This window comes from Cellulosimicrobium sp. NPDC055967 (genome assembly GCF_042269845.1).
Lineage (GTDB): Bacteria > Actinomycetota > Actinomycetes > Actinomycetales > Cellulomonadaceae > Cellulosimicrobium.
In genome coordinates this window covers 313,437-333,838 of record NZ_JBHJYJ010000002.1, presented here as the reverse complement: position 1 = coordinate 333,838, position 20,402 = coordinate 313,437, and the positions used below count along the sequence as shown (strand labels likewise).

The window sequence follows — 20,402 nt, the reverse complement described above, 5'->3', positions numbered from 1 at the left end:
CGGGCACAGGCCGCGTCCCTCGTGGACGGGGTACACGGACCCGCAACGGCACCTCACGTGGCTGATCGAGGTCATACGAGCTCCTTCGCCCTGCGCCGGCCGTGGTGACCGGTCATGGAGGAGCGTTCTCGAACAGCCGGTCGGGCGGCGATGCGAGACGTGATAAGAGGGCTTATCGCGGGGGTGCATGGGAACGTGTTCGATCCCGATAGGGTCGGGAATCGACGACGAACACGACCTGAGGAGGTGCCCCACCGTGACCGTTTCTCCTGCAGTCCCCGCGCCGCAGCCGCTGCTCACGGACCTGCGCCTCACGCTCGCCGACGTCGCCGAGCTCGCCCGCGTGCGCCGTCCGGTGGTGTCGGTCTGGCGCCGGCGCCACGCCACCGGCCCCACGCCGTTCCCCGCGCCGGTGCGACGGGCGGTGGCCGTCCCGGGTCGACCGCGCTCGGAGGCGCTGCTGTTCCGCGCGTCGGACGTGGCGGACTGGATCGAGGCGAGCGGCCTCGGCAACAACCGCGCTTTCCGCGCGGACGTCGCGCTGCGGGCGATGCTCGACGACGCGTCCGGCCCGGACCGCGACGTCGCCTTCGCGGGTCTCACCGCGCTCCTGCGCCTCAAGGCCTACGTGTCCGAGCCCCTCGGATCCCTCGACGCGGACGACGTCCTCGACCTGGCGGACGAGCTCGACCCGGGCGACGACGCCCTCTACGCGGAGGTCGAAGCGCTCGGGGATCACCTCGACCGGTTCGCCGCGCTCGCGGATCTCGCCGCCGGGTCGGCGTACACGCCCGGCGCCGCGGTGGAGGCACTGCTCGCCGACCGGTTCCGCACGGGACGCGACGAGCTCTCCCGATCGGCGCTCGCGCCCGCAGCGCTCGCGCTCGTCGCGGACCTAGCCGGCGCGGTCGGGGGCGACCACGCGGCGTCGGGCGTGACGGTGGAGCGCGCCGTCGCCGACCCGTACCCGGGTTGCGGGGACCTCTTGGCGGTCGTCCTCGGCCGCGGCGAGGTCGTGGAGTCTCCGACGGCCCACGTGCCGACGGGCGACGCCCACCGTCTGGTACGCCGCCGGCTCGGCGCGCACGGCTGGTCCGTGCGGCCCCTGGAGACCGAGCCCGTCGCCGGTGCTCCCGGGTCGCACGAGCTCCCGCTCGTGGTGACCCAGGTCCCGTCCGTCGGCTCCGGTGTGCTCGACGACGTCGCCGTCCTCGACCTCGTGGACGACCTCGTGCTCGGCCTCGCCGACGGTCAGTTCGCGCTCGTGATCGGCCCCGCGAGCGCGCTGATCGACGCGTCGTCGTCGCCCGAGGCGGAGTCGGTGCGCGCGGCCTTGCTGCGACCGAACCGCCTGCGCGCGGCGGTCCTCCTGCCCGCCGGCCTGCTCGTGGAGCGCTCGCGCGAGCGCCTCGCGCTCTGGGTCCTCCGGGGCGGCGACCCCGACCCGAACCTCGACATCGCGGATCGCTGGACGACCGTGGCCGACCTCTCGGGGGTCTCGCCCGTGCACGGCGCGTTCCCGCCGGGGGTGGTCCAGGACCTCGTGACCGACGTCGTCGCGGCCCTCGGCACGCGGGACGACGTGGCGCGGCACGCGTTTCGGTTCTCCCGGTTCGTGCACGTGCGCGAGCTGCTCGCCGCGCGGGGAAGCCTCGTCGAGGTCGTGCGACCGCTCGCACCGGTCGCACGCGACGACGGCGGTGCTGCCGTCGCGCGCGCCGTCGAGCTGGTGGACGCGCTCGACGGCGTCCCGCGCCCGGCGCTCGACGTCCGGGTCGATCGTGGCCACGCCGAGCCGGTGCGGCGGGCGCGGTTGGGAAGCCTTGTTGACGGAGGCGTCGTGCGCCGCGTGCCGGGCAATCGGATCGACGACGCCGACGTGCGCGCGCCCGGCGACGACCCGGCGGGCGAGTCGCGGGTCCTGGGCGTCCCCGAGCTGCTCGGTGACCTGGATGTCGGGACGCGCGTCGTCGACCGCCTGGAGTTCGCCGCCCGGTATCCCGCCGGCCGCGTCACCGAGCCGGGCGACGTCGTGTTCTGCACCACGCCGCACCCCGCCGCGATCGTCGACACCGCAGGCTTCTCCGTGGTCGCCTTCCCGGCCCGGGTGCTGCGCCTGCGGGCGCACGGCCCGGGGGAGCGCCCGGGCGCTGTCGGGGCCGACGCGCTGCTCGTGCCCGAGGTGCTCGCGCGCGACGTCGCGGCGCAGGCCAGGGGGACCCGGTGGCGGTCGTGGGACGTGCGGCTCGTCCCCGCCGAGCAGGCGGACGACGTCGCGTCGGCGCTCGCGCGGGTGCGCGAGAGGCGGGCCACAGCGCGCGCCGAGCTGGTGCGGCTCGAGGAGCTGGAGCAGGTGCTGGTCGACGGCGTCACGAGCGGTGTCGTACGCATGCGCAAGGATGAGCCCGGCTCGTGAGCAGGGCTGTTCACGAGGACCATTCGAGGAAGCGAGCAGAAGTGCCCCCGAGGACGAAGCAGGCGGTGGCCACGCCGAGCACGGCGACCACCATGAAGGAGCTCAAGGACACGCTGTGGAAGGCCGCGGACAAGCTCCGCGGCTCCATGGACGCGAGCCAGTACAAGGACGTGGTCCTGGGGCTCGTGTTCCTCAAGTACGTGTCCGACGCGTTCGAGGAGCGGCGTGGCGCGATCCTCGCCGAGTGCGTCGCGGACGGCCTGAGCGAGGAGGACGCGCAGCCCCTGCTGGAGGACCAGGACGAGTACCGCGGCGCGGGCGTGTTCTGGGTCCCGACGCGGTCGCGCTGGGGCTACCTCGCGCAGCACGCCAAGGGGCGGGCGGCGACGACCGAGGAGCCTGGCGCGACGATCGGCGAGCTCGTCGACGACGCCATGGTGCACATCATGGGGTCGAACCCCGCGCTCGCCGCGACGCTCCCGACGATCTTCAACTCGAACAGCGTGGACCAGCGCCGCCTCGGCGAGCTCGTCGACCTGTTCAGCTCGGCGCGGTTCACCGGCGTCGGCGCGATCCGGGCGCGCGACGTGCTCGGTGAGGTCTACGAGTACTTCCTCGCGAAGTTCGCCGCCGCCGAGGGCAAACGCGGCGGCGAGTTCTACACGCCCCCCGGCGTGGTGCGCGTGCTCGTCGAGATGCTCGAGCCGTACTCGGGCCGCGTGTACGACCCGGCGTGCGGGTCCGGTGGCATGTTCGTCCAGGCCGAGAAGTTTCTCGAGCGCCACGGCGCCGACCCGCAGGCGATCTCCGTGTACGGGCAGGAGCTCAACGAGCGCACCTGGCGCATGGCGAAGATGAACCTCGCCGTGCACGGCCTCACCGGCCAGCTCGGCTCGCGCTGGGGCGACACGTTCGCGCGCGACCTGCACCCCGACGTGCAGATGGACTACGTCATGGCCAACCCGCCCTTCAACATCAAGGACTGGGCCCGCGCCACCGACGACGCCCGCTGGCGCTACGGCGTTCCGCCCGCAGGGAACGCCAACTACGGCTGGATCCAGCACATCCTGTCCAAGCTCGCGCCCGGCGGGTCCGCCGGTGTGGTCATGGCCAACGGGTCCATGTCGTCCAACTCGGGGGGCGAGGGCGAGATCCGCGCCCAGCTCGTCGAGGCTGACCTCGTGTCCTGCATGGTCGCGCTGCCCACGCAGCTCTTCCGGTCCACCGGTATTCCCGTATGCGTGTGGTTCTTCGCCCAGGACAAGGCGGCGGGCTCCCGGGGGTCCGTCGACCGCACCGGCCAGGTGCTCTTCCTGGACGCCCGCAACCTCGGCCACATGGTCGACCGCGCCGAGCGTGCGTTGTCCGACGACGACATCGCGAAGATCGCCGGCACGTTCCACGCCTGGCGCGGAACGAAGTCGGCCGTCGAGGCAGGGCTCTCCTACGAGGACGTCCCCGGGTTCGCCTACTCCGCGACGCTCGGAGAGATCAAGGACGCAGGCTACGCCCTGACTCCTGGCAGGTACGTCGGCGCCGCCGAGGTCGAGGACGACGGCGAGCCCGTCGAGGACAAGATCGTGAGACTCACCAAGGACCTCTTCGAGCAGTTCGAGGAGTCGGCACGGCTCGAGCAGGTCGTCCGCGAGCAGCTGGGCCGGATCGATGGCTGAGTGGCACGATGTCCGACTTGGCGACCTTGTTGACAATTTCGATTCGAAACGGCTCCCGGTCAAGGCATCTGAACGCCGTGAAGGTCCACATCCGTACTACGGTGCCTCTGGTGTTGTGGACTGGGTAGACGACTACCTGCTGGACGGTGAGTATCTCCTTGTTTCGGAGGACGGTGAGAACTTGCGATCGCGCACCACGCCGATCGCCTTCACGGTCTCAGGCAAGTTCTGGCCCAATAACCATGTGCATGTACTGCGTGGAAAGGAGTCGGTAGACACTGCGTTTCTAAAGTACGCGCTGGCGTTGACCGACATTACCGGCTATCTCACCGGATCGGCGCAACCTAAACTATCTCGAGGGTCGATGGACGCGATTCGTCTTCGCGTTCCTGACCTCTCAGTGCGTCGTGCCATCGCAGAGGTGCTCGGTGCACTCGACGACAAGATCGCGGCCAACAGCCGCCTCGCCGCTACCGCCGACGCCCTCGCGAGTGCTCGCTTCGCGCAGGCTGTCGAAGGTACCGGACTGTCGGAAGAGACCTTCGCCGATGTCGCGCATATCGGTGGTGGTGCGACGCCACGCTCGAAAGTGCCGGAGTACTGGGACGGCGGAGTGCGTTGGCTGACGCCGACTGACGTGACTGCGCTGACCGGACCGTACGTCTGGGAGACGAAGCGCACGATCAGCGAGGAAGGGCTCGCCGCGATCTCGTCGCTGCTCTACCCGCGCGGCACGATCTTCATGACCTCGCGCGCGACGATCGGTGCCTTCGCGATCGCCGAAGAGCCGATGGCTGCGAACCAAGGGTTTATCGCCCTTCAACCTCGTGACGGGGTGTCGCGGTACTGGCTGTTCCACGAGATGCGGAGCCGGGTCCCGGAGTTCCTCGACCACGCGAACGGAGCGACGTTCCTCGAACTCTCGCGGGGGAACTTCAAGAAGCTACGGGTTCGTCGACTCTCGATCGAGGCCGAACGGCGATTTGAAGCGGAGGCGCGGGTGCTTCACGAGCGGGCGAGCGCGGCTCTTCGTGAGAACTCGGTGCTCTCTGCGACGCGCGACACGCTGCTGCCGCAACTCATGTCCGGGAAGCTCCGGGTGCGCGAGGCGGCCGAGATGGCAGGGCTGTGACCATGCCTCCCGTGTCGCCGGGGTCCAGCACGCCCGCGCCCGCGTCGTCCGCACGCCGGGGTTGTCCGACGTGCGGACGCGCGCTCGCGGCGAACCCGGACGGGTTGTGGCCGCCACACCTGAATGCGACCGGCACCGCCGTCTGCCCCGGCCCACGCCGCACCGCGAGGCGAGGTGCCGCGCGGACGGACGCTGCGTCGTCGGGCACGGCTACCCGGAACGCCCCAGCCCCGACCGGCGCGAGCCCGAGCACCCCGGACCCGGACGCTCTGGCAGAGACCCCGCGCCGTCGTTCGCGGGACGAGACGGACGAGGGCCGCCCGACGTACCTCGAGCGTCGCGAGGCCCGGTTCCGCGAGCGCGCGATCCTCGACCTCGACGACGGCCCGGCCGGCGAGGACCTCGACGACACGCTCCACCGCGCCTGCGAGTCCCGGGGCGGCCTCCCGACCCTCGGAAGGGGACACCGATGATCGACAGCACCGCCGGAGGAGCCGACTCCGTCGGCGAGGTCCGGCTGGTCAGTGACGGCGACGGTCTCGCCGTCGTCGAGAACCTGACAGCGGCCGAGCGCTTCCTCGCCGCCGCGGAGCGGATGCCTGCCGGCCCCTCGGAGCTGCAGCCGTGATCACCGACCTCGTGTGCAGCGCGTGCGGCTCCGACGACGTCGACCTGCTCGACGTCCTGTCGGACGGGCGCCGTCGGGTCAGCTGTGTCGAGTGCGGACACACGTGGGTGCGCGGGACGGCGAACGCGCCGACGCGCCCGAGACCCTTGCCGACCTACGACGAGCTGCGGACGACCTTCCCGCGCCCCGAGGACGTCGCACCAGAACGGGTCGAGCACGCGCGGAAGCTCAAGGCCACATTCCTCGCGGGCAGCCCGACGCCTGACCCTGCCGTGGCGCCCTTCTGGGCGAAGTACCAGCGCATCTTCAGTGCTGAGGGTCTGCCGACGGCAGCGCCTCAGGACCTCAAGGACTTCGCGAACCTGTCCGTCGGGGCGAACCCGGGCAACATGTCCGTGTTCAACACCGAGTGGAACCGGATCGGCGACGACGCGGCCGCCGCGCAGGTGCGCACGGCCGTCGAGCACCTGCTCCGCGGCCCGGAGTCCACCCCGCTCGAGGACCGGCTGACGCAGCTGATCGACGACACCACGTCCCTCGGGATGAAGGGGTTCAAGGAGGCGCTGCTGACCAAGGTGCTGTGCATCGTCCACCCCGACGAGTACCTGACGATCCTCAAGTACACCGGCACGGCCGGGAAGGTCGAGGTCGCACGCGCGATCTGGGGCGTCGAGCTGCCGGACCCGCACCGCGTCACCTGGACCATCGGTCGGCTCATCGTGTGGAGCAACACTCTCCTGCGGGCGCTCGTCGGCGACGGGTTCGAGAACCAGCAGCACGCGGCGGAGTTCCTCTGGTGGGCCAAGGACCAGCCGTTCGACGGGTCGCCCGGGGGTGTCGTCCGAGGTTCGCCGTAGGGCCGGTCGCGAGGGTCTGGACCGACGACCGGGTCACGCAGACCTACCTCGACGAGTGGTGCGGTTCGTCGTGCACTCCTAGGCACTGGGCGCTTGGGGCGAGCCCGTGTGAGCGTCGCTCACGGCGCCGGATTCCGCAGGCTTCTCCGGATCTCCTTCATCGGGAGAACCAGGTGCATCGGCTGGAACCAGTCGTCCAGCTCGCTCGCGCCGCCCTCGAAGGCTTCCCGGTCGTCGTCCCGCCGCAGGCGACGCGGAGGGTCAAGGGACTCTTCGCTCATCGAGCGTTCGGTGTGAACGGCTGCCGGAACGGCGACGGACGCGACCAGAGCTTCTCGAACGCGACGGTCGAGGGGAGCGGCTCGTCGAGGAGCCGGAGAAGCGCCTGGTGCTCGCCGGGCGACCCGGTGAACCATCGACGCTTGGCGAGCACGCGCTCCGCTCGCTCGACCGCGGACGAGAGGACGAAGCTGGCGATGGTCTGACTGCTTGCAGCCGCAGCTTGCCGGACCAGCGCTTCCTGGCGTTCGGTGGCGCGGACCTCGATGCGTCGGTTCTTTGTCTGACGTGCGGTCGCCATGATCTCCCCCAGGACTCAACCCGTACGGACACCGTACGGACACGCCCCGTCGATGGTCACGCTGAATTGGGGGGACTCCCCATCGCCGATCTGGCGACCGCGGTCGCCCTCTCGGCAACGCGTTCCGGAACCTGGGCGTGTGGGACATCGGTCGGGACTGCATCGAGGCCGTGCAGAACGGCGTCCGCTATCGAGGCGATGGTCTCCACCGCCGTCGCGCGTCCCATTCCCCATGACACCGCTTCCTCGACCAGGAGTGCACCCGTGACGAGGTCGAGCCGGTTCCGGCCTGCGACGGCGAGCCCGGAGTGCCGGTACGCGGACGAGACGAGGTAGACCGGCGCGGCGTCGTACAGCGGTGCGACGCTGTACGACGCCTCGGTGTCGACGAGCAGCGAGTAGTTCTTCGCGTGCGCGTCGCCGTTGCCGACGATCGTGTTGAAGGTGACGAGCCGGAGCAGGTCGTGGCGGAGGGCCGCGGGGTCGATCGCCTCGGCCGAGGCCGTGCGTGCGACGCTGGCGAGTCGTCCCGGCGACCGTCCGGACGGCTCGTACTTGTCCTGCGCGGCGAGACCGAGCGCCTGGGCGAGGTCCTCCTGGTGCGACCGTCGCCCGCCCGTGCGGTCGTACCGCTCGACGACGATCACGTCCCGCCCGTCGACCGCGATCAGCTCGCTGCGGGCGGCCGGGACACCGCTTGCCTGGGCGAGCAGCAGCGTCCAGTGCTCGAGCCGTACCAGGCTCTCGATCCCCGTCCCGCCGAGTGGTTCAGGCTTGACGATGTGCGTGGAGAGCGCGCCGTTCGCGGGCCACGCCCAGCCCGACTCGGTGCGGTGCAGCAGCACCTTCGCCTGCACACCACCGAGCGACGCGGTCACGGCGAGGTCGTCCGGCGGATCGAGCGTCGGCAGCTCGGACACGAGCCGCGCGAACTCGGCGTCGTCCAAGGGGCGGAGATGCCCGTCGTCGAGCGTGGTTCCTTCCGGGACGAGCTGCACGGCTCCGGCGCACTCGGCCCCGACCCGGGCGAGGAGGCCGAACGTGTCCGAGGGAGCGACGCCGTGCTACCGCTCGAGCGCGGCCCGCACCGGGCCCTCGGGCAGGAGGTTGTCCAGGAACCGATGCACCTCGGGCCCGTCGAGCCGACGTGGGGTGAGCGGAAGCGACAACGAGAGCGGGCGGCTGCCCTCGCCCCAGCGGTGGAGCGCCCCGTCGGAGAACTGCAGACGCAGCCGCCCGTTCCGCAGGCGTCGCACCTCGCCGATTGGGTCCCCGCGGAGGTGGACGGCGAGGACGTCGGGCGTGGCGTTCACGACTCGCCGTCGCTCGCGCCCGTGGTGACGGTGAGCCGAGCGCCCCGAGGGACGAGGACGAGCTCGTAGCCGCACGTCGCTGCCACGTCGAGCAGGGTCGAGGTCGCGACGGCAGAACCTCGTTCGAGGCGCGAGACGGTGGGCCTCGACGTCGACGCGCGACGGGCGAGCTCGTCCTGCGACAGCACGGCAACCTGCCGGGCGCGGCGCACGGCCGAGCCGAGGGCGCCCGCGGTCCGCGCACGGAACCACGGCATCGATGCGCTCATATCTGATTCATCCTGTTCTCAATACGGATGTGAATCATTCCCGATTCAGCATCAGGCTACTCCTCGAATGAATCAGATGCGATGCAGGCGGCTCGTCGCGATCAGCGCGGGTCGAGCGTCAGAGCATCCGCGAGCTCGTCCTCGGTGACCTTCTCCGGGACGACGATCGCCTCGCGCAGGATCGTCTTCTGCTGCAGGAGCCGGTCGAGGTTGAGGTCGAACGACGTCATGTCCGGGTGCAGCGCCGCAGGCAGGTACACCGAGACCGGTCTCGTCTGGCCGATGCGATAGATCCGGTCGGTCGCCTGCGCCTCCTTCGCCGGGTTCCAGTGCCGTTCGAGATGGATCGCGTGGTTCGCGCCGACGACGGTCAGCCCGACCCCGACTGCCAGGGGCGACATGATGATGACGTTGAACCCCGGGCGCTGCTCGAACCTCTCGATGATGCGCTTGCGCGTCGGCGACGAGCCGGTGGACACCGCCGCCGTGTCGCCGTTCACGACCGACACCGGGAGGCCGTACCGGTCCTGGAGCCAGAGGGCGAGGCTGCGCTGGACCTTCTTGTTGATGACGAAGACGATCGCTTTCTCACCCTTGTCGCGGACCGCGTCGAGGACCTCGAGAGCCGCCGTCATCCGAGCGGAGAGCGCGAGCGAACCGGGATCGGTCCCGAGCTCACCGTCGCCGCGCGCCGCGGGGTGCAGGCTCACGGCACGCAGCCCCTGGACCGCCTTCAGCGCAGCCCCCTGGGCGCCCGCGCTGCGCTGGTAGTCGCGCAGGACGTCGTCGTACACCTCGCGCTGTCCCGCCGGCATCGGGACGCCGAGCTCCGGCCGGGCGACGCGCGACGGGCCCTCTTCGGGGCCGTAGACGGTCTTCGGCGGGAGATCGGCGAGGTGGTCCTCCTTCACACGTCGCAGCATGAACGGCCCGACGAGCGCGCGGAGCTCCTCGCCGATACGCATCTTCTCCTGCGGGTCGGCGTCCTTCATCGGAGCGACCCACCGCGACCGGAAGTCGGACCACGAGCCGAGCAGCCCGGGCTGGGCGGTGTCCATGAGGCACCAGAAGTCCAGCATGGAGTTCTCGACGGGGGTCCCGGTCGCGAGCAGCTTGAACCGGGCCTTGAGCGCCTTCGCCGCTCGGGTCGCGAGCGTGTCAGGGTTCTTCACCGTCTGCGCCTCGTCGAAGACGACGGTGCCCCAGTCGACCTGGGCCAAGGAGAGCTGGTACGAGCGAAGGGTGTCGTACGTGGTGAGCACGAGGCGCCCCGGCACATCGAGCCGACGGTCCCCGTGGTCGGGGCCGACGCGCAGCGAGAAGCGGATGGCGTCGTCCCGCATCATCCCGCGCTCGTCCAGCGACGTGACGGTCGCCGTCGTCTCCCGGCCCGCACCCGCGAGCCGGAACCGCGGCAGGTCGCGACCGCCCTGGAGCACGACGACGTCGCCGAACGGCGACTCCAAAAAGGTCCCCGCGAGCTCCGCCTCCCAGTTCTCGATGAGCGCGACGGGCAGGACGGCGAGGGTCGGGCGTGGATCCTCGCCCAGCGCACGCTCCGCAGCCATGAGCTCGCGCAGCGCGACCAACGTCATGTAGGTCTTGCCGAGACCCATGTCGTCCGCGAGGACCGCTCCCTGGACGCGGGTGGCCGAGGACTCGGGGGCGCGCGTCGAGGCGGCCATGAGCGCCGCCATCCACTCGACGCCGTCACGCTGGTGCGGATAGGGCGACCGTGCCAGCGAGTCGTAGTCGACCGGGCGGATCGGCCGCACTGCGACGGCTGTTCCGCGCAGGGCGTCGGCGACGTCCTGCGCGTCGGCGACGTGCACGCCCACCTGCACGCGTCGGGCAGGTTCTTCGGGAGCAGGGGCGTCGGCGTCCGCGGAGGACGACGCGTCCGACGATGCACGCGCCTCCTCCTCGAGGCGGTCCCGCGCCTCGTGCAGGGCGGCGGCGGTGGCCCGCTCGTCGCCGATGTCGACGACCTGGTCCCCGACTGCTACCGCGGTCCGCCCGGCCTCGCGGGCAGCGGTCACGTCGCGCTCGACCTGCTCGAGCCTCGGGAGGGAGTCGATGAGCCCGGCGAGCACGTCCGTGGGCCGCAGGGTCGGGTCGCCCCCGAACCACGAGATCCCGGACTCGCTCGCGTCCGTGAACGTCTGCGGGACGATGACCCCGATTCCGGCGACCCGCACGCCGAAGTGCAGGTCGACGTCCACCCGGGTGGGATCGTAGAAGTCCCCCGGGGCGCGGTAGAAGTCCTGCTTCTCCTCGGCGGGGATGTGCGGGCGGCGCAGCACCTCGCGGACCCCCTCCGCCTGGTCCTCCTCGAGCATCACGAGCTGGTTGCCCACCCGGAGCACGCTCGGCCCCTCGTCCTCGACGTGATGGCGTCGTGACGAGACCGCGCTCGGGTCGACCTCGGCACCCAGGTCGGGACTGATCGCGAGGGAACCGTCGGGCTGCTCCTCGACGAGCAGGCTCACGGACGTCGGTGACACGGTGCTGAACTCGTCGAGGTGCCCGAGCGAGAAGGAGACGCCGTCGAGCTGCGCCGCATCTCGCTGAGCCGCCTGGATCTCCGCGATCAGTCGCACGTTGTCCGCCTCCGACCGACGGCCGACCTCCAGGGCAGCGTGCCGTTCGACGGCGCGGATCACCCGGAGCGCGCGGGGAGACAACCGGTACCTGGTCTCGCTCCCGATGGTGACCACGGGACCTGTGCGGCGGCAGGGCTCGTCACCGTCCTCGAGCACGACACGCAGCGACACGTCGAAGTGTCGGGACGTCGTGTTGTGCCGGACCTTCGGCTCGAGTCTGCCCGGGAGCAGCGGGGGAAGCCCGAGGATCGCAGCCTCCTCCGGACCCATCGCCGCGACGTCCCGGGACCGGACCGCGTACCCGTTCGGCAGAGGCAGTGCGGCACCGGCCTCCTCCATCATCTCCAGGACCAGGAACTGCTCCTGTGTCGACCGCTGTCCCTCGCCCTGCCGCAGCAGGTCGAGGTCCTCGGGCGTCGTGACGAAGTTGGCGCCGTCGTCGTCGAACGAGACCTGGAACCGCCGCATCGGCGCCGCCTCGTCGTCGGGCCGCATGCGCAGCCGGGAGAGCATGTCCTTCAAGCCCATGGGTTCACCTCGTCACGGAACGTGCGCCGAGCACCGGTAGACCGAACCGACGCTTGAGCTGGGAGTAGTCGTCAGCGGACATCACGGTCCGCGGGTCGAGGCTCACGCCGAGCTCCTCGACGATGAAGCGGACCGCGTGGTGCTGCCACGTCGACTCGTGATGCGTGATCGACGTGTGGGCTCGTGCTCCCCCCGGATGATTCCGCGCATGATCGTTCGGGACGGTGTACGTGAGCATCTCGGGCGTGAACGTCCTGCGGGAGCGGTCCGTGAGGATCCCGCGAGCCGGGCCGTCGAAGATCCAGAGCTTGAAGCTGTGCGACCCTTCGACGAGGTGGAAGGACCCGCAGTCCAGAACGACGATCGCCGTGTCGGTGCGCGCCGTCAGGCTCGAGACGTCCGTCCGGAGCCGGCCGAGCTGGTGCTGCACCGATGCGCGGGCACGGTTACCGAGAACGACCCGCGACTCGCGGACGAGGCCCTGCTCGTAGAGTCCCCACAAGAACCGCTTGCGGGCGGGGAACATGCGGAGCATATCCTCCTTGCCGTTGTCCCGGGCGTACGTGTCGACCGCCTCGAGGAAGAGGCGCAGGTCCTCGACGCTCATCCAGCGCACGGCCTGCTCGCGAGCGGACAGTGGGAGAGGCTCCCACCAACGGTTCCACTGCGCCGAGCGTTGCAGGCGAGGATCGCCGCCTATGTCCACGAGCGCTTCGAGCCACGTGTCGCACGGCGCACCGTTTCCTGTTCGGGTCGTCATGACCTCAAGGAGGTCGTGACCGAAGTAGCGGCCCGCGCTTCCGGGCGCGTCGACCACGGACCGCGCCGTGATCTCCGGCAGGAAGCCGAGACCGGTCGGGTCGGTGTGGTCCGCGCGAGCCAGGCGCTCCAGGTAGACGGCCTGCCGGACGAGCAGCCCGAACCGGCCGGACTCGTACCCCTGCAGCCCACGGGCGCGGACCCAGTCGTCCAAGGGGCGGGGGATCCCGTCGGCGCCGGAAGCCACGAGCAGCCCCGCGACGCGACGAGGCGCGTCGCGGACGAGCAGCTCCTCGGGGTGGTCGCGTGCGACGTCCGCGACATCGACGACGACCGGGGCGCGGCGGGGTCGCGGAGCGAGCGCTGCGGCACGTCGTGCTGCCCCGGACGTGGCGTCGAAGAGCCCCGCCGTCCAGGAGTCGAGCAGGTCGAAGTGCCGGAGCACGAGGTCGACGAGCGCGCGGACGAGGAGCCGCGACGGATGGGGGTCCTGACGGTCGACGACCGCCCGGACGAGGTCTGGCGTCATCGAGACCCGAGCCCGCTCCACGTCGTGGCTCCACACCGAGACGAGTGCGCGTGCCACGCGACGCTCGTGGAGCCGCGTCACGATCGCATCGATCTCCCCGTGGTCGATCGCGGCGCGGATCTCGTCCATCAGGACTCCGAAGGCGCGTCCACCGCCGGCCTCGCGCCGCTGCCGAGAGGCTCGCGCCACCAGGCCGGTCCACGAGCCGGTCATGCTCTCCGGCCAGTGCGGGAGATCGAAGGTCGCGGTGGGACGCACGATCAGCCTTCCTCGGCAGGAGCTTCGTCCAGGAGCCGGGAGAGATCCTCCGCGGTCGGGCGGATCACCGTGAACCGGATCTCGATGCGGCGGTTCGCGGCCCGCTCGGCGTCCGTCGTCTGCTGCGAGGTCACCGGCCGGGTCTCTCCGTACCCGGACACGGAGAACAGGGGGCTCCCGTCCGAACGCTGGAGCGTCGCAAGCCGGTGGTCGGCGGGAAGCGCCGTCTCCCAGTAGCGCCACAGCGAGATCGCACGGAACGTCGAGAGCCCCCAGTTGCCGGTTCCCTCGACCCCCTCGAACTGGTTGCTGTCGGTGTGCCCTTCCACGAACACGGTGTCGATGTAGCGGAAGCGGTCGTCCGTGCGGAGCGCCGCAGAGATCGCCTCGCCGATCTGCAGCGCGACCGCCTGGTGCTCGGGACGCAGCTCCCACTCGGAGCTCTCGAAGCCCAGCAGCTCCGTCGGGATGCTCAGCACCGAGTTGTCCTCGCTGACGTGCACGGCGAGACCTTGGGACTGGAGCCCGTCGGCGATCTCGAGCAGCATCTGCGCCCTGACGTCCTCGGCGCGGCTCAGGTCGGCGATGTGGCTGCTGAACTCGTCACGCTCCTGCTCCGCGGCCTCCTGCTGCGCCGCGAGCGCCTGCTGCTCCTGGGTGACCTGGAGGACGAGCGCCACGACGGCGAGCATGAAGACCGCGAGCAGCGCGGTCATGAGGTCGGTGAAGGAGACCCAGTACGGGTTGTCGGCGCCCGAGGTGTCGCCAGGTCGGCGCCGTCCTCTACGCACGCGCCGACACCTTCGCCTTCGCATCGATCTCGTCGACGACCTCCGCGAGGGCCTGGCTGGTCTGCAGCATGTGCGCGGCGAACTCGCGCGTGTGAGCGTCCCAGGTCTCGAGCCGGTCCCGGGTCTGGTGATGGACCTTGTCGCCGTACTCGTCGAGCCACTCGCGCAGCACGGCGCTCTGGTTCTCGACCCGCTGCTGGAGGTCGTCGAGGAACTGGCGCTGCGACGCGCGCAGGGTGTCGAACGCCGTGTTCGCGGACTGCGCGGCGGTCAGGAGCTTCCCGGCCGTCGCCGCCGTGGTCTCGGTGAGCCGGTCGAGCTCCGTCGTGTGTCGGTCCAGCAACCGAGACGCCTCCTGGTGCGCCTCGGCCGTCCCGGCGAGCGCGGTCGCGCCGGCGTCGAACGACTCCTCGAGCCGCCGGCTCGTCGTCTCGAACGCGCGGGACGTGGAGCCGAGCAGCTCCGAGGACCGCTGCAGCCCGGTCGTCGCGGCCCCGAGCTTGCCGGCGGCGGCGTCCATCCCGACGGCGAGCGCACTGAGCGACCCGTCCAGGATCTTCGCCTGGCTCGTCACGAGCTCGGTCAGTGTCGACATCTCCGCCTCGAAGGCCTGCGTGCGTTCCGACATCTGGGAGCGGAACGACTCCTCCTGCTCCGCGATCTGGCGCTCCTGCGCCGCGGTCTGCGCGGTGGTCGCTGCCGCCTGGGCAGCCGCCGCCTCCTGCATGGAGGCCACCGCGGCACCGACCCGGTCCGAGACTCCCGTGAGCGCGTTGTCCAGCGTGGCCGACGCCGAGCCCAGCTCTGCCGCCTGCCGCTCGCCGATCCCGCGGAAGCTCTCTGTGAACTTGTCCACGAGGTCCTCGAAGACCTGGGCCGACTGGTTCGAGGTCCGCTCCGCCAGCGCGTTCATCGACGGCGCCACCGCGGTCTCGATCGCTCGCGTGAGGGCCGACTGCATCTCCTCGGACAGGCCGGTGACCGCTTCCTGGAGCTTGGTGCCGATCTTCTCGTGCAGCTCTGCCAGGGCCGTTGCCGAGTCCTGGGTGAACTGCTCGATCCGGACGAGCGAGTGCTCCGGCGTCTGCAGGAGGAACACCTGGTCGACCTGGTCGCGGACCTCTGCGGCGTGCTTGGAGATCGACCGCGAGCAGATCTTCTCGAGGATGTTCACGACGAGGCTGCAGAGCACGCCCCACACGGACGCGATAAAGCCGAGACCTGCTCCCTTGACCAGGGCCTCGATACCCGTCCGCATCTCGTCGGCAGTCGCAGCCTGGCTGAGGTTCAGTCCGTTGAGCCCGACGGCGAGCCCGATGAACGTCCCGAGCAGTCCGAGTGCAGTGAGGATCGACGGTGCGGCCCCGAGCAGCCGGTTGCGCACGAGCTCGGGCGCGAAACGGTCGGGACTGAAGTAGTGCTCCGCCTCGACCGTGTTGCTGAGCCGGTCGTCATCCAGGACGACGAGGGTCTCGTCGAACTCGCGCCACAGCGCGTTCCCTCGGCCGGGTGCCATGGCGCGTCCGCGCAGCTCCCGACGGACGGAAGACGCGTTCTCTGCGTCCAGCACGGAGATGAGGGTGCGGACCTGTGCGATGGCCTTGACGCCCAGCATGTAGGCGCGCACGGTGTAGGCAACCGCCCAGAGGGCGACGAGGACGATCAGGGCGACGGCGACGCAGATGATGATCGCGTGACCATCACCTTCGAGCGCCTCGGAGATCAGGGTGACCGGGTTCACTCGTCGTGGCTGCCTCTCGTGCGTGGCCGTGCGTCGAGCGACCGAAGCGGCCGAGCACGGACAAGGGTGGTGAGCACCGGACGGCTCGACTGTGCGGCGCGACCGGATCGTACGGCCTGGTCGGCGACGTCGAGAAGTCCGTCCAGGGTGAAGTTCGGGGTTCTTCCCGGCGCCGGTCCGGCCTCGGTGCGCAAGAGGCTCGCAGGACGATCGGTCGAGCATGGGCGTTCTTCGTGATAACCCCCTCTATCGGCGCGCAGCACGCGTTTGCGACCGCGCCTACGGCACCCTGGCGTAGGACGAGCCACCGGCCAGTAGTCTCACGACCAGTCGTCGACCGGGACGTAACCGAGACTGGCCAGGCACCGACGCCACGGAGGATCAGTGCGCAGCAACGAAGCCGAGTGGGAGCACCTCGCGCTCGACCATCTCGCCGGGATCGGCTGGCAGCATCTCGACGGGCCGGCGATCGCGCCCGGCGCGGCGTCCGCCGTCGGGCACCCCGGGTACGCGACGGGTGGCGAGCCGCTGCCGCAGCGAGAGTCCTGGGACGAGGTGGTGATCCCCTCGCGTGTGCGCGCCGCGCTGCGACGCCTCAACCCGGACGTGCCGCGGGACTACCTCGAGCAGGCGCTCGTCGAGATCCTCCGCCCGACGTCGCAGGACGCGATCACGGAGAACAAGCGGGTCCACGACGTCCTCGTCGACGGGTACCGCGGCGTCACGTACGTCGAGGACGGGCGTCAGCAGACCCCGACGATCCGTCTCGTCTCCTCGCGCGAGGACGAGAACGAGTGGCTGGTCGTCAACCAGGTCCGCGTGGTCGACGGCGACGTCGAGCGTCGCTTCGACATCGTGCTGTACCTCAACGGGTTGCCGGTCGTGGTCATGGAGCTCAAGGACGCGGGGACCGCGAGGGCCGACGTCGCCGCAGCGCACGCGCAGCTCACGACGTACGTGCGCGAGCTGCCCATGGCGTTCCGCGCGTGCGTCCTCACGGTGATCAGCGACGGGATCGTCGCGAAGTACGGCACGCCGTTCACGCCGCTCAACCACTACTCGCCGTGGAACGTGGACGACGACGGGCGTGTCGTCGGCCCGACCGGTGCGCCCCTCCCACCGGTCACCGACGCGGACCAGGCGGCGGACCGGGACGGGCACGCCGTCGACGGCATCACGGACGACGTCGCGGAGGGTGAGGTGACCCTCTCGTCGCCGCTCGAGACGATGCTCGACGGCCTCTTCAACCCGCAGCGGTTCGTGCAGCTGCTGCGCGGGTTCGTGGCGTTCGACGAAGGCGACGACGGGCTCACCAAGCGCGTCGCCAAGCCGCACCAGTACTTCGCGGTGAGCCGAGCGCTCGAGGCGACGATCCGGGCGGTCGAGACCGACGGGCGCGCGGGCGTCGTCTGGCACACGCAGGGCTCCGGCAAGTCCATGGAGATGGAGCTCTACGCGGCCCACGTGGCGCGGCACCCGAAGCTGTCGAACCCGACCATCGTCGTCGTCACCGACCGCACCGAGCTCGACGGCCAGCTCTACGAGACGTTCGCGCGCTCGCGGCTGCTCACCGAGACCCCTCGGCAGATCCGGCGGAGGGCCGAGCTGCGCGACGAGCTCGCGTCGCGCAGGACCGGTGGCATCTACTTCACGACGCTGCAGAAGTTCGGCCTGACCGCGGAGGAGAAGCACGCGGGCGCCAAGCATCCCGTGCTGTCGGACCGCCGCAACGTCGTGCTCGTCGTCGACGAGGCGCACCGGTCCCACTACGACGACCTCGACGGCTACGCGTGGCACCTGAAGAACGCGCTGCCGAACGCGACGCTCATCGCGTTCACCGGCACGCCGATCTCGACCGCCGACCGCAACACCGAGAAGGTCTTCGGCGACGTCATCGACGTGTACGACCTCACGCGCGCCGTCGAGGACGGTGCGACGGTGCCCGTCTACTTCGAGCCGCGGCTCGTCAAGGTCGCGTTCGCGGACGGTCTCGACGCGGAGACGATCGACGCCGCCGCGGACGAGGCGACCGTCGGTCTCGACGACGTCGAGCGCGACCGCATCGAGAAGTCGGTCGCCGTCGTCAACGCCGTGTACGGGGCGCCGGCCCGGCTGCGTGAGCTCGCGGGCGACGTCGTGCAGCACTGGGAGCGACGTCGTGGAGCGATGGAGGAGCTCGTGCGCGGCGCCTCGACGCCCGACGAGGCTCGCGCACCCGTGGCGGGCGGCGCGCCGGGGAAGGCGCTGATCGTCGCGGCGACGCGCGACATCTGCGCGCGGCTGTACGACGAGATCGTCGCGCTCCGTCCCGACTGGCACTCCGACGACCTGCACGCGGGGAGGATCAAGGTCGTCTACTCCGGTACTGCGGCGGACCAGCCGCCGATCGCCGACCACGTCCGTCGCGACTCCGAGAACGCCGTCGTCAAGAAGCGTCTGAAGGACCCCGACGACGAGCTGGAGCTGGTCATCGTCAAGGACATGATGCTCACCGGGTACGACTCGCCCCCGCTGCACACGCTCTACCTCGACCGACCCATGCGTGGAGCGCTGCTCATGCAGACGCTCGCCCGCGTCAACCGCACGTTCCGCGGCAAGAACGCCGGCCTGCTCGTCGCGTCCGCACCGATCGCGGAGAACCTGCGCGCCGCGCTCGCGGAGTACACCGTGCGCGACCAGGGTGCGCGACCGGTCGGACGCACCGTCGACGACGCGGCCGAGGTGGTGACCGACCTCGTCGCACGGCTGCGCGAGCTCGTCGACCCGTCGGGATGGCGGGGACTGCTGACGAGCGCCAGCGCGGCAGGGTCGCGTCGTGGCTACCTCGACACGGTTCTCGCGACCGTCGCGTGGTTGCGCGACCCCCGCACACCCGGCAACGTCGTCACGGCAGACGGCGAGGAGTCGCGCGGAGCCGAGTTCCGCCGTCGGGCCGCGGCGCTCGCCAGGGCCTGGGCCATCGCCGGTCGGTCCGACGCCGTCACGGACCTTGCCGACGACGCGCGGTTCTACGAGCAGGTCCGCGTCTGGATGGGCAAGCTCGACGCCGAGGAGCGCCAGGCTCGCGGCGAGCCCGTGCCCGACGACGTCCAGCGTCTCCTCAACCAGCTCATGGCGACCGCGGTGGTGTCCGGGGAGGTCGTCGACGTGTACTCCGCTGCCGGGCTCGAGCACCCGCGGCTCGACCGCATCGACGACGACTTCCTCGCGACCGCGCAGGCGGCGCCGAACCCCCAGCTGACCATCGAGGCGCTGCGCCGGCTCGTCACGGAGGAGTCGAGGCGGCTCACGCGCGGCAACCTCGTGCGGCAGCAGGTGTTCTCCGAGCGCCTCCAGTCGATCATGTCGAAGTACGTGAACTCCAACCTCACGTCGGCCGAGGTCATCGCCGCGCTCGTGGAGATGGCACGGGAGGTGGCCGCGGAGGAGACGCGCGGGCAGCGGTTCGAACCCCCGCTGAACCGCGATGAGCTCGCCTTCTACGACGCCGTGTCGACGAACGAGTCGGCGGTCGACCTGCAGGGCGAGGACGTCCTCGCGCAGATCGCCCGGGACCTCGTCGCCGTGATGCGCCGCGACGTGAAGACCGACTGGACCGTCCGCGACGACGTGAAGGCCAAGCTCCGGTCGTCGATCAAGCGGTTGCTCATCAAGCACAAGTACCCGCCGGACCGGCAGTCCGGGGCGATCGTCCTCGTCATGCAGCAGATGGAGTCGATGGCGCCGCGCTACGCGGCGTGAGGAGGGGACATGACGGCGGCCGCTGAGGGATTCTTCGTCGACGACTTCGACCCGGGCCGTTGGCTCGGTTCCGCAGGAGTGGTCGTCGACCCGGGCAGGATCGACGAGGTGGTCGTCGCCCGCGAGCTGCTCTCGATCCTCAAGGAGGTCGGCGGAAGGGTGGGCACGGTCACCGAGTCGCCCGAGGTCGCCCCAGGTCAGATGGGCATGATGTTCATGCGGACGCGCATGTACATCCACGTGGACGGGATCCGGGACGGCCTCGTGCCCGTCGTGGTCGGCTTCCTCGTCGACCTGCTCAGCGCCGGGACGACAGGTGGGCTCGGAACCGTCGCCGGCGGGGGGCTGGCGCTCTGGAAGCGGTTCGGTCTTCTCGACGACGACCAGCTCGAGGTCGTCCGTGCCCTGCAGCGCTGCTGCGACTACACCGACCTCTACACGACCTGGGTACCGGAGGAAGCGCTGCTGGCACGGTTCCCGGCCGATGAGGCCGAGGCGGTCCGGGGGCGTCTCCGCGCGCTACGGGACCGCGGTGTGGTCGATGACGCGAGTTGTGCCTGGCGCCTCGTTCGCTGAGTTGTCGT

General features: G+C 70.7%; 16 protein-coding genes. 7 read left to right on the top strand and 9 right to left on the bottom strand.

Translation table 11 applies throughout. The annotated features are described in order from the left end of the window. Positions 1–256: 256 nt before the first annotated feature. The 5 genes from ACFC2L_RS04270 (at position 257) to ACFC2L_RS04250 (ending at position 6,706) form a co-directional block, all read left to right on the top strand. Positions 257–2,416: a hypothetical protein gene (locus ACFC2L_RS04270; RefSeq protein WP_375823058.1), complete on the top strand. Its 2,160-nt coding sequence runs from the start codon at positions 257–259 to the stop codon at positions 2,414–2,416. A gap of 92 nt (positions 2,417–2,508) precedes the next feature. Further along, positions 2,509–4,089, top strand: coding sequence for a type I restriction-modification system subunit M (locus ACFC2L_RS04265; RefSeq protein WP_375823173.1), 1,581 nt, complete (start codon positions 2,509–2,511; stop codon positions 4,087–4,089). Continuing rightward, positions 4,082–5,221, top strand: a complete 1,140-nt coding sequence (locus ACFC2L_RS04260; protein ID WP_375823057.1) for a restriction endonuclease subunit S — start codon at positions 4,082–4,084, stop codon at positions 5,219–5,221. Before ACFC2L_RS04265 ends, ACFC2L_RS04260 begins: the two co-directional genes overlap by 8 nt. 469 nt (positions 5,222–5,690) lie before the next feature. Beyond that, complete coding sequence (locus ACFC2L_RS04255) at positions 5,691–5,849, top strand: hypothetical protein (RefSeq protein ID WP_375823056.1); 159 nt, start codon at positions 5,691–5,693, stop codon at positions 5,847–5,849. Next, on the top strand, positions 5,846–6,706 hold the full coding sequence (locus ACFC2L_RS04250) for a hypothetical protein (RefSeq protein WP_375823055.1): 861 nt from the start codon (positions 5,846–5,848) through the stop codon (positions 6,704–6,706). The genes ACFC2L_RS04255 and ACFC2L_RS04250 overlap by 4 nt, the downstream gene beginning before the upstream one ends. A 119-nt stretch (positions 6,707–6,825) precedes the next feature. Here the strand turns inward: ACFC2L_RS04250 and ACFC2L_RS04245 are convergent, their stop codons facing one another. The 9 genes from ACFC2L_RS04245 to zorA all read right to left on the bottom strand — a co-directional run bounded on the left by ACFC2L_RS04245 (position 6,826) and on the right by zorA (position 16,077). Beyond that, positions 6,826–6,987 carry a hypothetical protein gene (locus ACFC2L_RS04245; protein WP_375823054.1) on the bottom strand — a complete coding sequence of 54 codons (162 nt, stop codon included), beginning with the start codon at positions 6,985–6,987 and terminating at the stop codon, positions 6,826–6,828. Next, positions 6,984–7,286 carry a DUF1778 domain-containing protein gene (locus tag ACFC2L_RS04240; protein ID WP_375823053.1) on the bottom strand — a complete coding sequence of 101 codons (303 nt, stop codon included), beginning with the start codon at positions 7,284–7,286 and terminating at the stop codon, positions 6,984–6,986. Before ACFC2L_RS04240 ends, ACFC2L_RS04245 begins: the two co-directional genes overlap by 4 nt. A gap of 56 nt (positions 7,287–7,342) precedes the next feature. After that, complete coding sequence (locus ACFC2L_RS04235; RefSeq protein WP_375823052.1) at positions 7,343–8,284, bottom strand: type II toxin-antitoxin system HipA family toxin; 942 nt, start codon at positions 8,282–8,284, stop codon at positions 7,343–7,345. 66 nt (positions 8,285–8,350) lie between these two features. Then, positions 8,351–8,599 (bottom strand): HipA N-terminal domain-containing protein, encoded by a 249-nt coding sequence (locus tag ACFC2L_RS04230; protein ID WP_375823051.1) that lies wholly within the window; start codon positions 8,597–8,599, stop codon positions 8,351–8,353. After that, the gene (locus ACFC2L_RS04225) at positions 8,596–8,868 is read right to left on the bottom strand and encodes a multiprotein-bridging factor 1 family protein (protein WP_375823050.1); all 273 of its coding nucleotides are present in this window, start codon (positions 8,866–8,868) and stop codon (positions 8,596–8,598) included. The genes ACFC2L_RS04230 and ACFC2L_RS04225 overlap by 4 nt, the downstream gene beginning before the upstream one ends. Positions 8,869–8,969: 101 nt before the next feature. Further along, positions 8,970–11,999, bottom strand: a complete 3,030-nt coding sequence (locus ACFC2L_RS04220; RefSeq protein ID WP_375823049.1) for a DEAD/DEAH box helicase — start codon at positions 11,997–11,999, stop codon at positions 8,970–8,972. Positions 12,000–12,003: 4 nt separating this feature from the next. After that, positions 12,004–13,416, bottom strand: coding sequence for an EH signature domain-containing protein (locus ACFC2L_RS04215; protein ID WP_375823048.1), 1,413 nt, complete (start codon positions 13,414–13,416; stop codon positions 12,004–12,006). 131 nt (positions 13,417–13,547) lie between these two features. After that, positions 13,548–14,336 (bottom strand): flagellar motor protein MotB, encoded by a 789-nt coding sequence (locus ACFC2L_RS04210; protein WP_375823047.1) that lies wholly within the window; start codon positions 14,334–14,336, stop codon positions 13,548–13,550. Further along, complete coding sequence (gene zorA, locus ACFC2L_RS04205) at positions 14,329–16,077, bottom strand: anti-phage ZorAB system protein ZorA (protein ID WP_375823046.1); 1,749 nt, start codon at positions 16,075–16,077, stop codon at positions 14,329–14,331. Before zorA ends, ACFC2L_RS04210 begins: the two co-directional genes overlap by 8 nt. Before the next feature lie 384 nt (positions 16,078–16,461). Between zorA and ACFC2L_RS04200 the strand changes: the two genes are divergently transcribed. Both ACFC2L_RS04200 and ACFC2L_RS04195 read left to right on the top strand, forming a co-directional pair. Further along, positions 16,462–19,818, top strand: a complete 3,357-nt coding sequence (locus tag ACFC2L_RS04200; RefSeq protein ID WP_375823045.1) for a type I restriction endonuclease subunit R — start codon at positions 16,462–16,464, stop codon at positions 19,816–19,818. A 9-nt stretch (positions 19,819–19,827) separates the two neighbouring features. Further along, the gene (locus ACFC2L_RS04195; protein ID WP_375823044.1) at positions 19,828–20,394 is read left to right on the top strand and encodes a hypothetical protein; all 567 of its coding nucleotides are present in this window, start codon (positions 19,828–19,830) and stop codon (positions 20,392–20,394) included. The last annotated feature ends 8 nt before the right edge of the window (positions 20,395–20,402 follow it).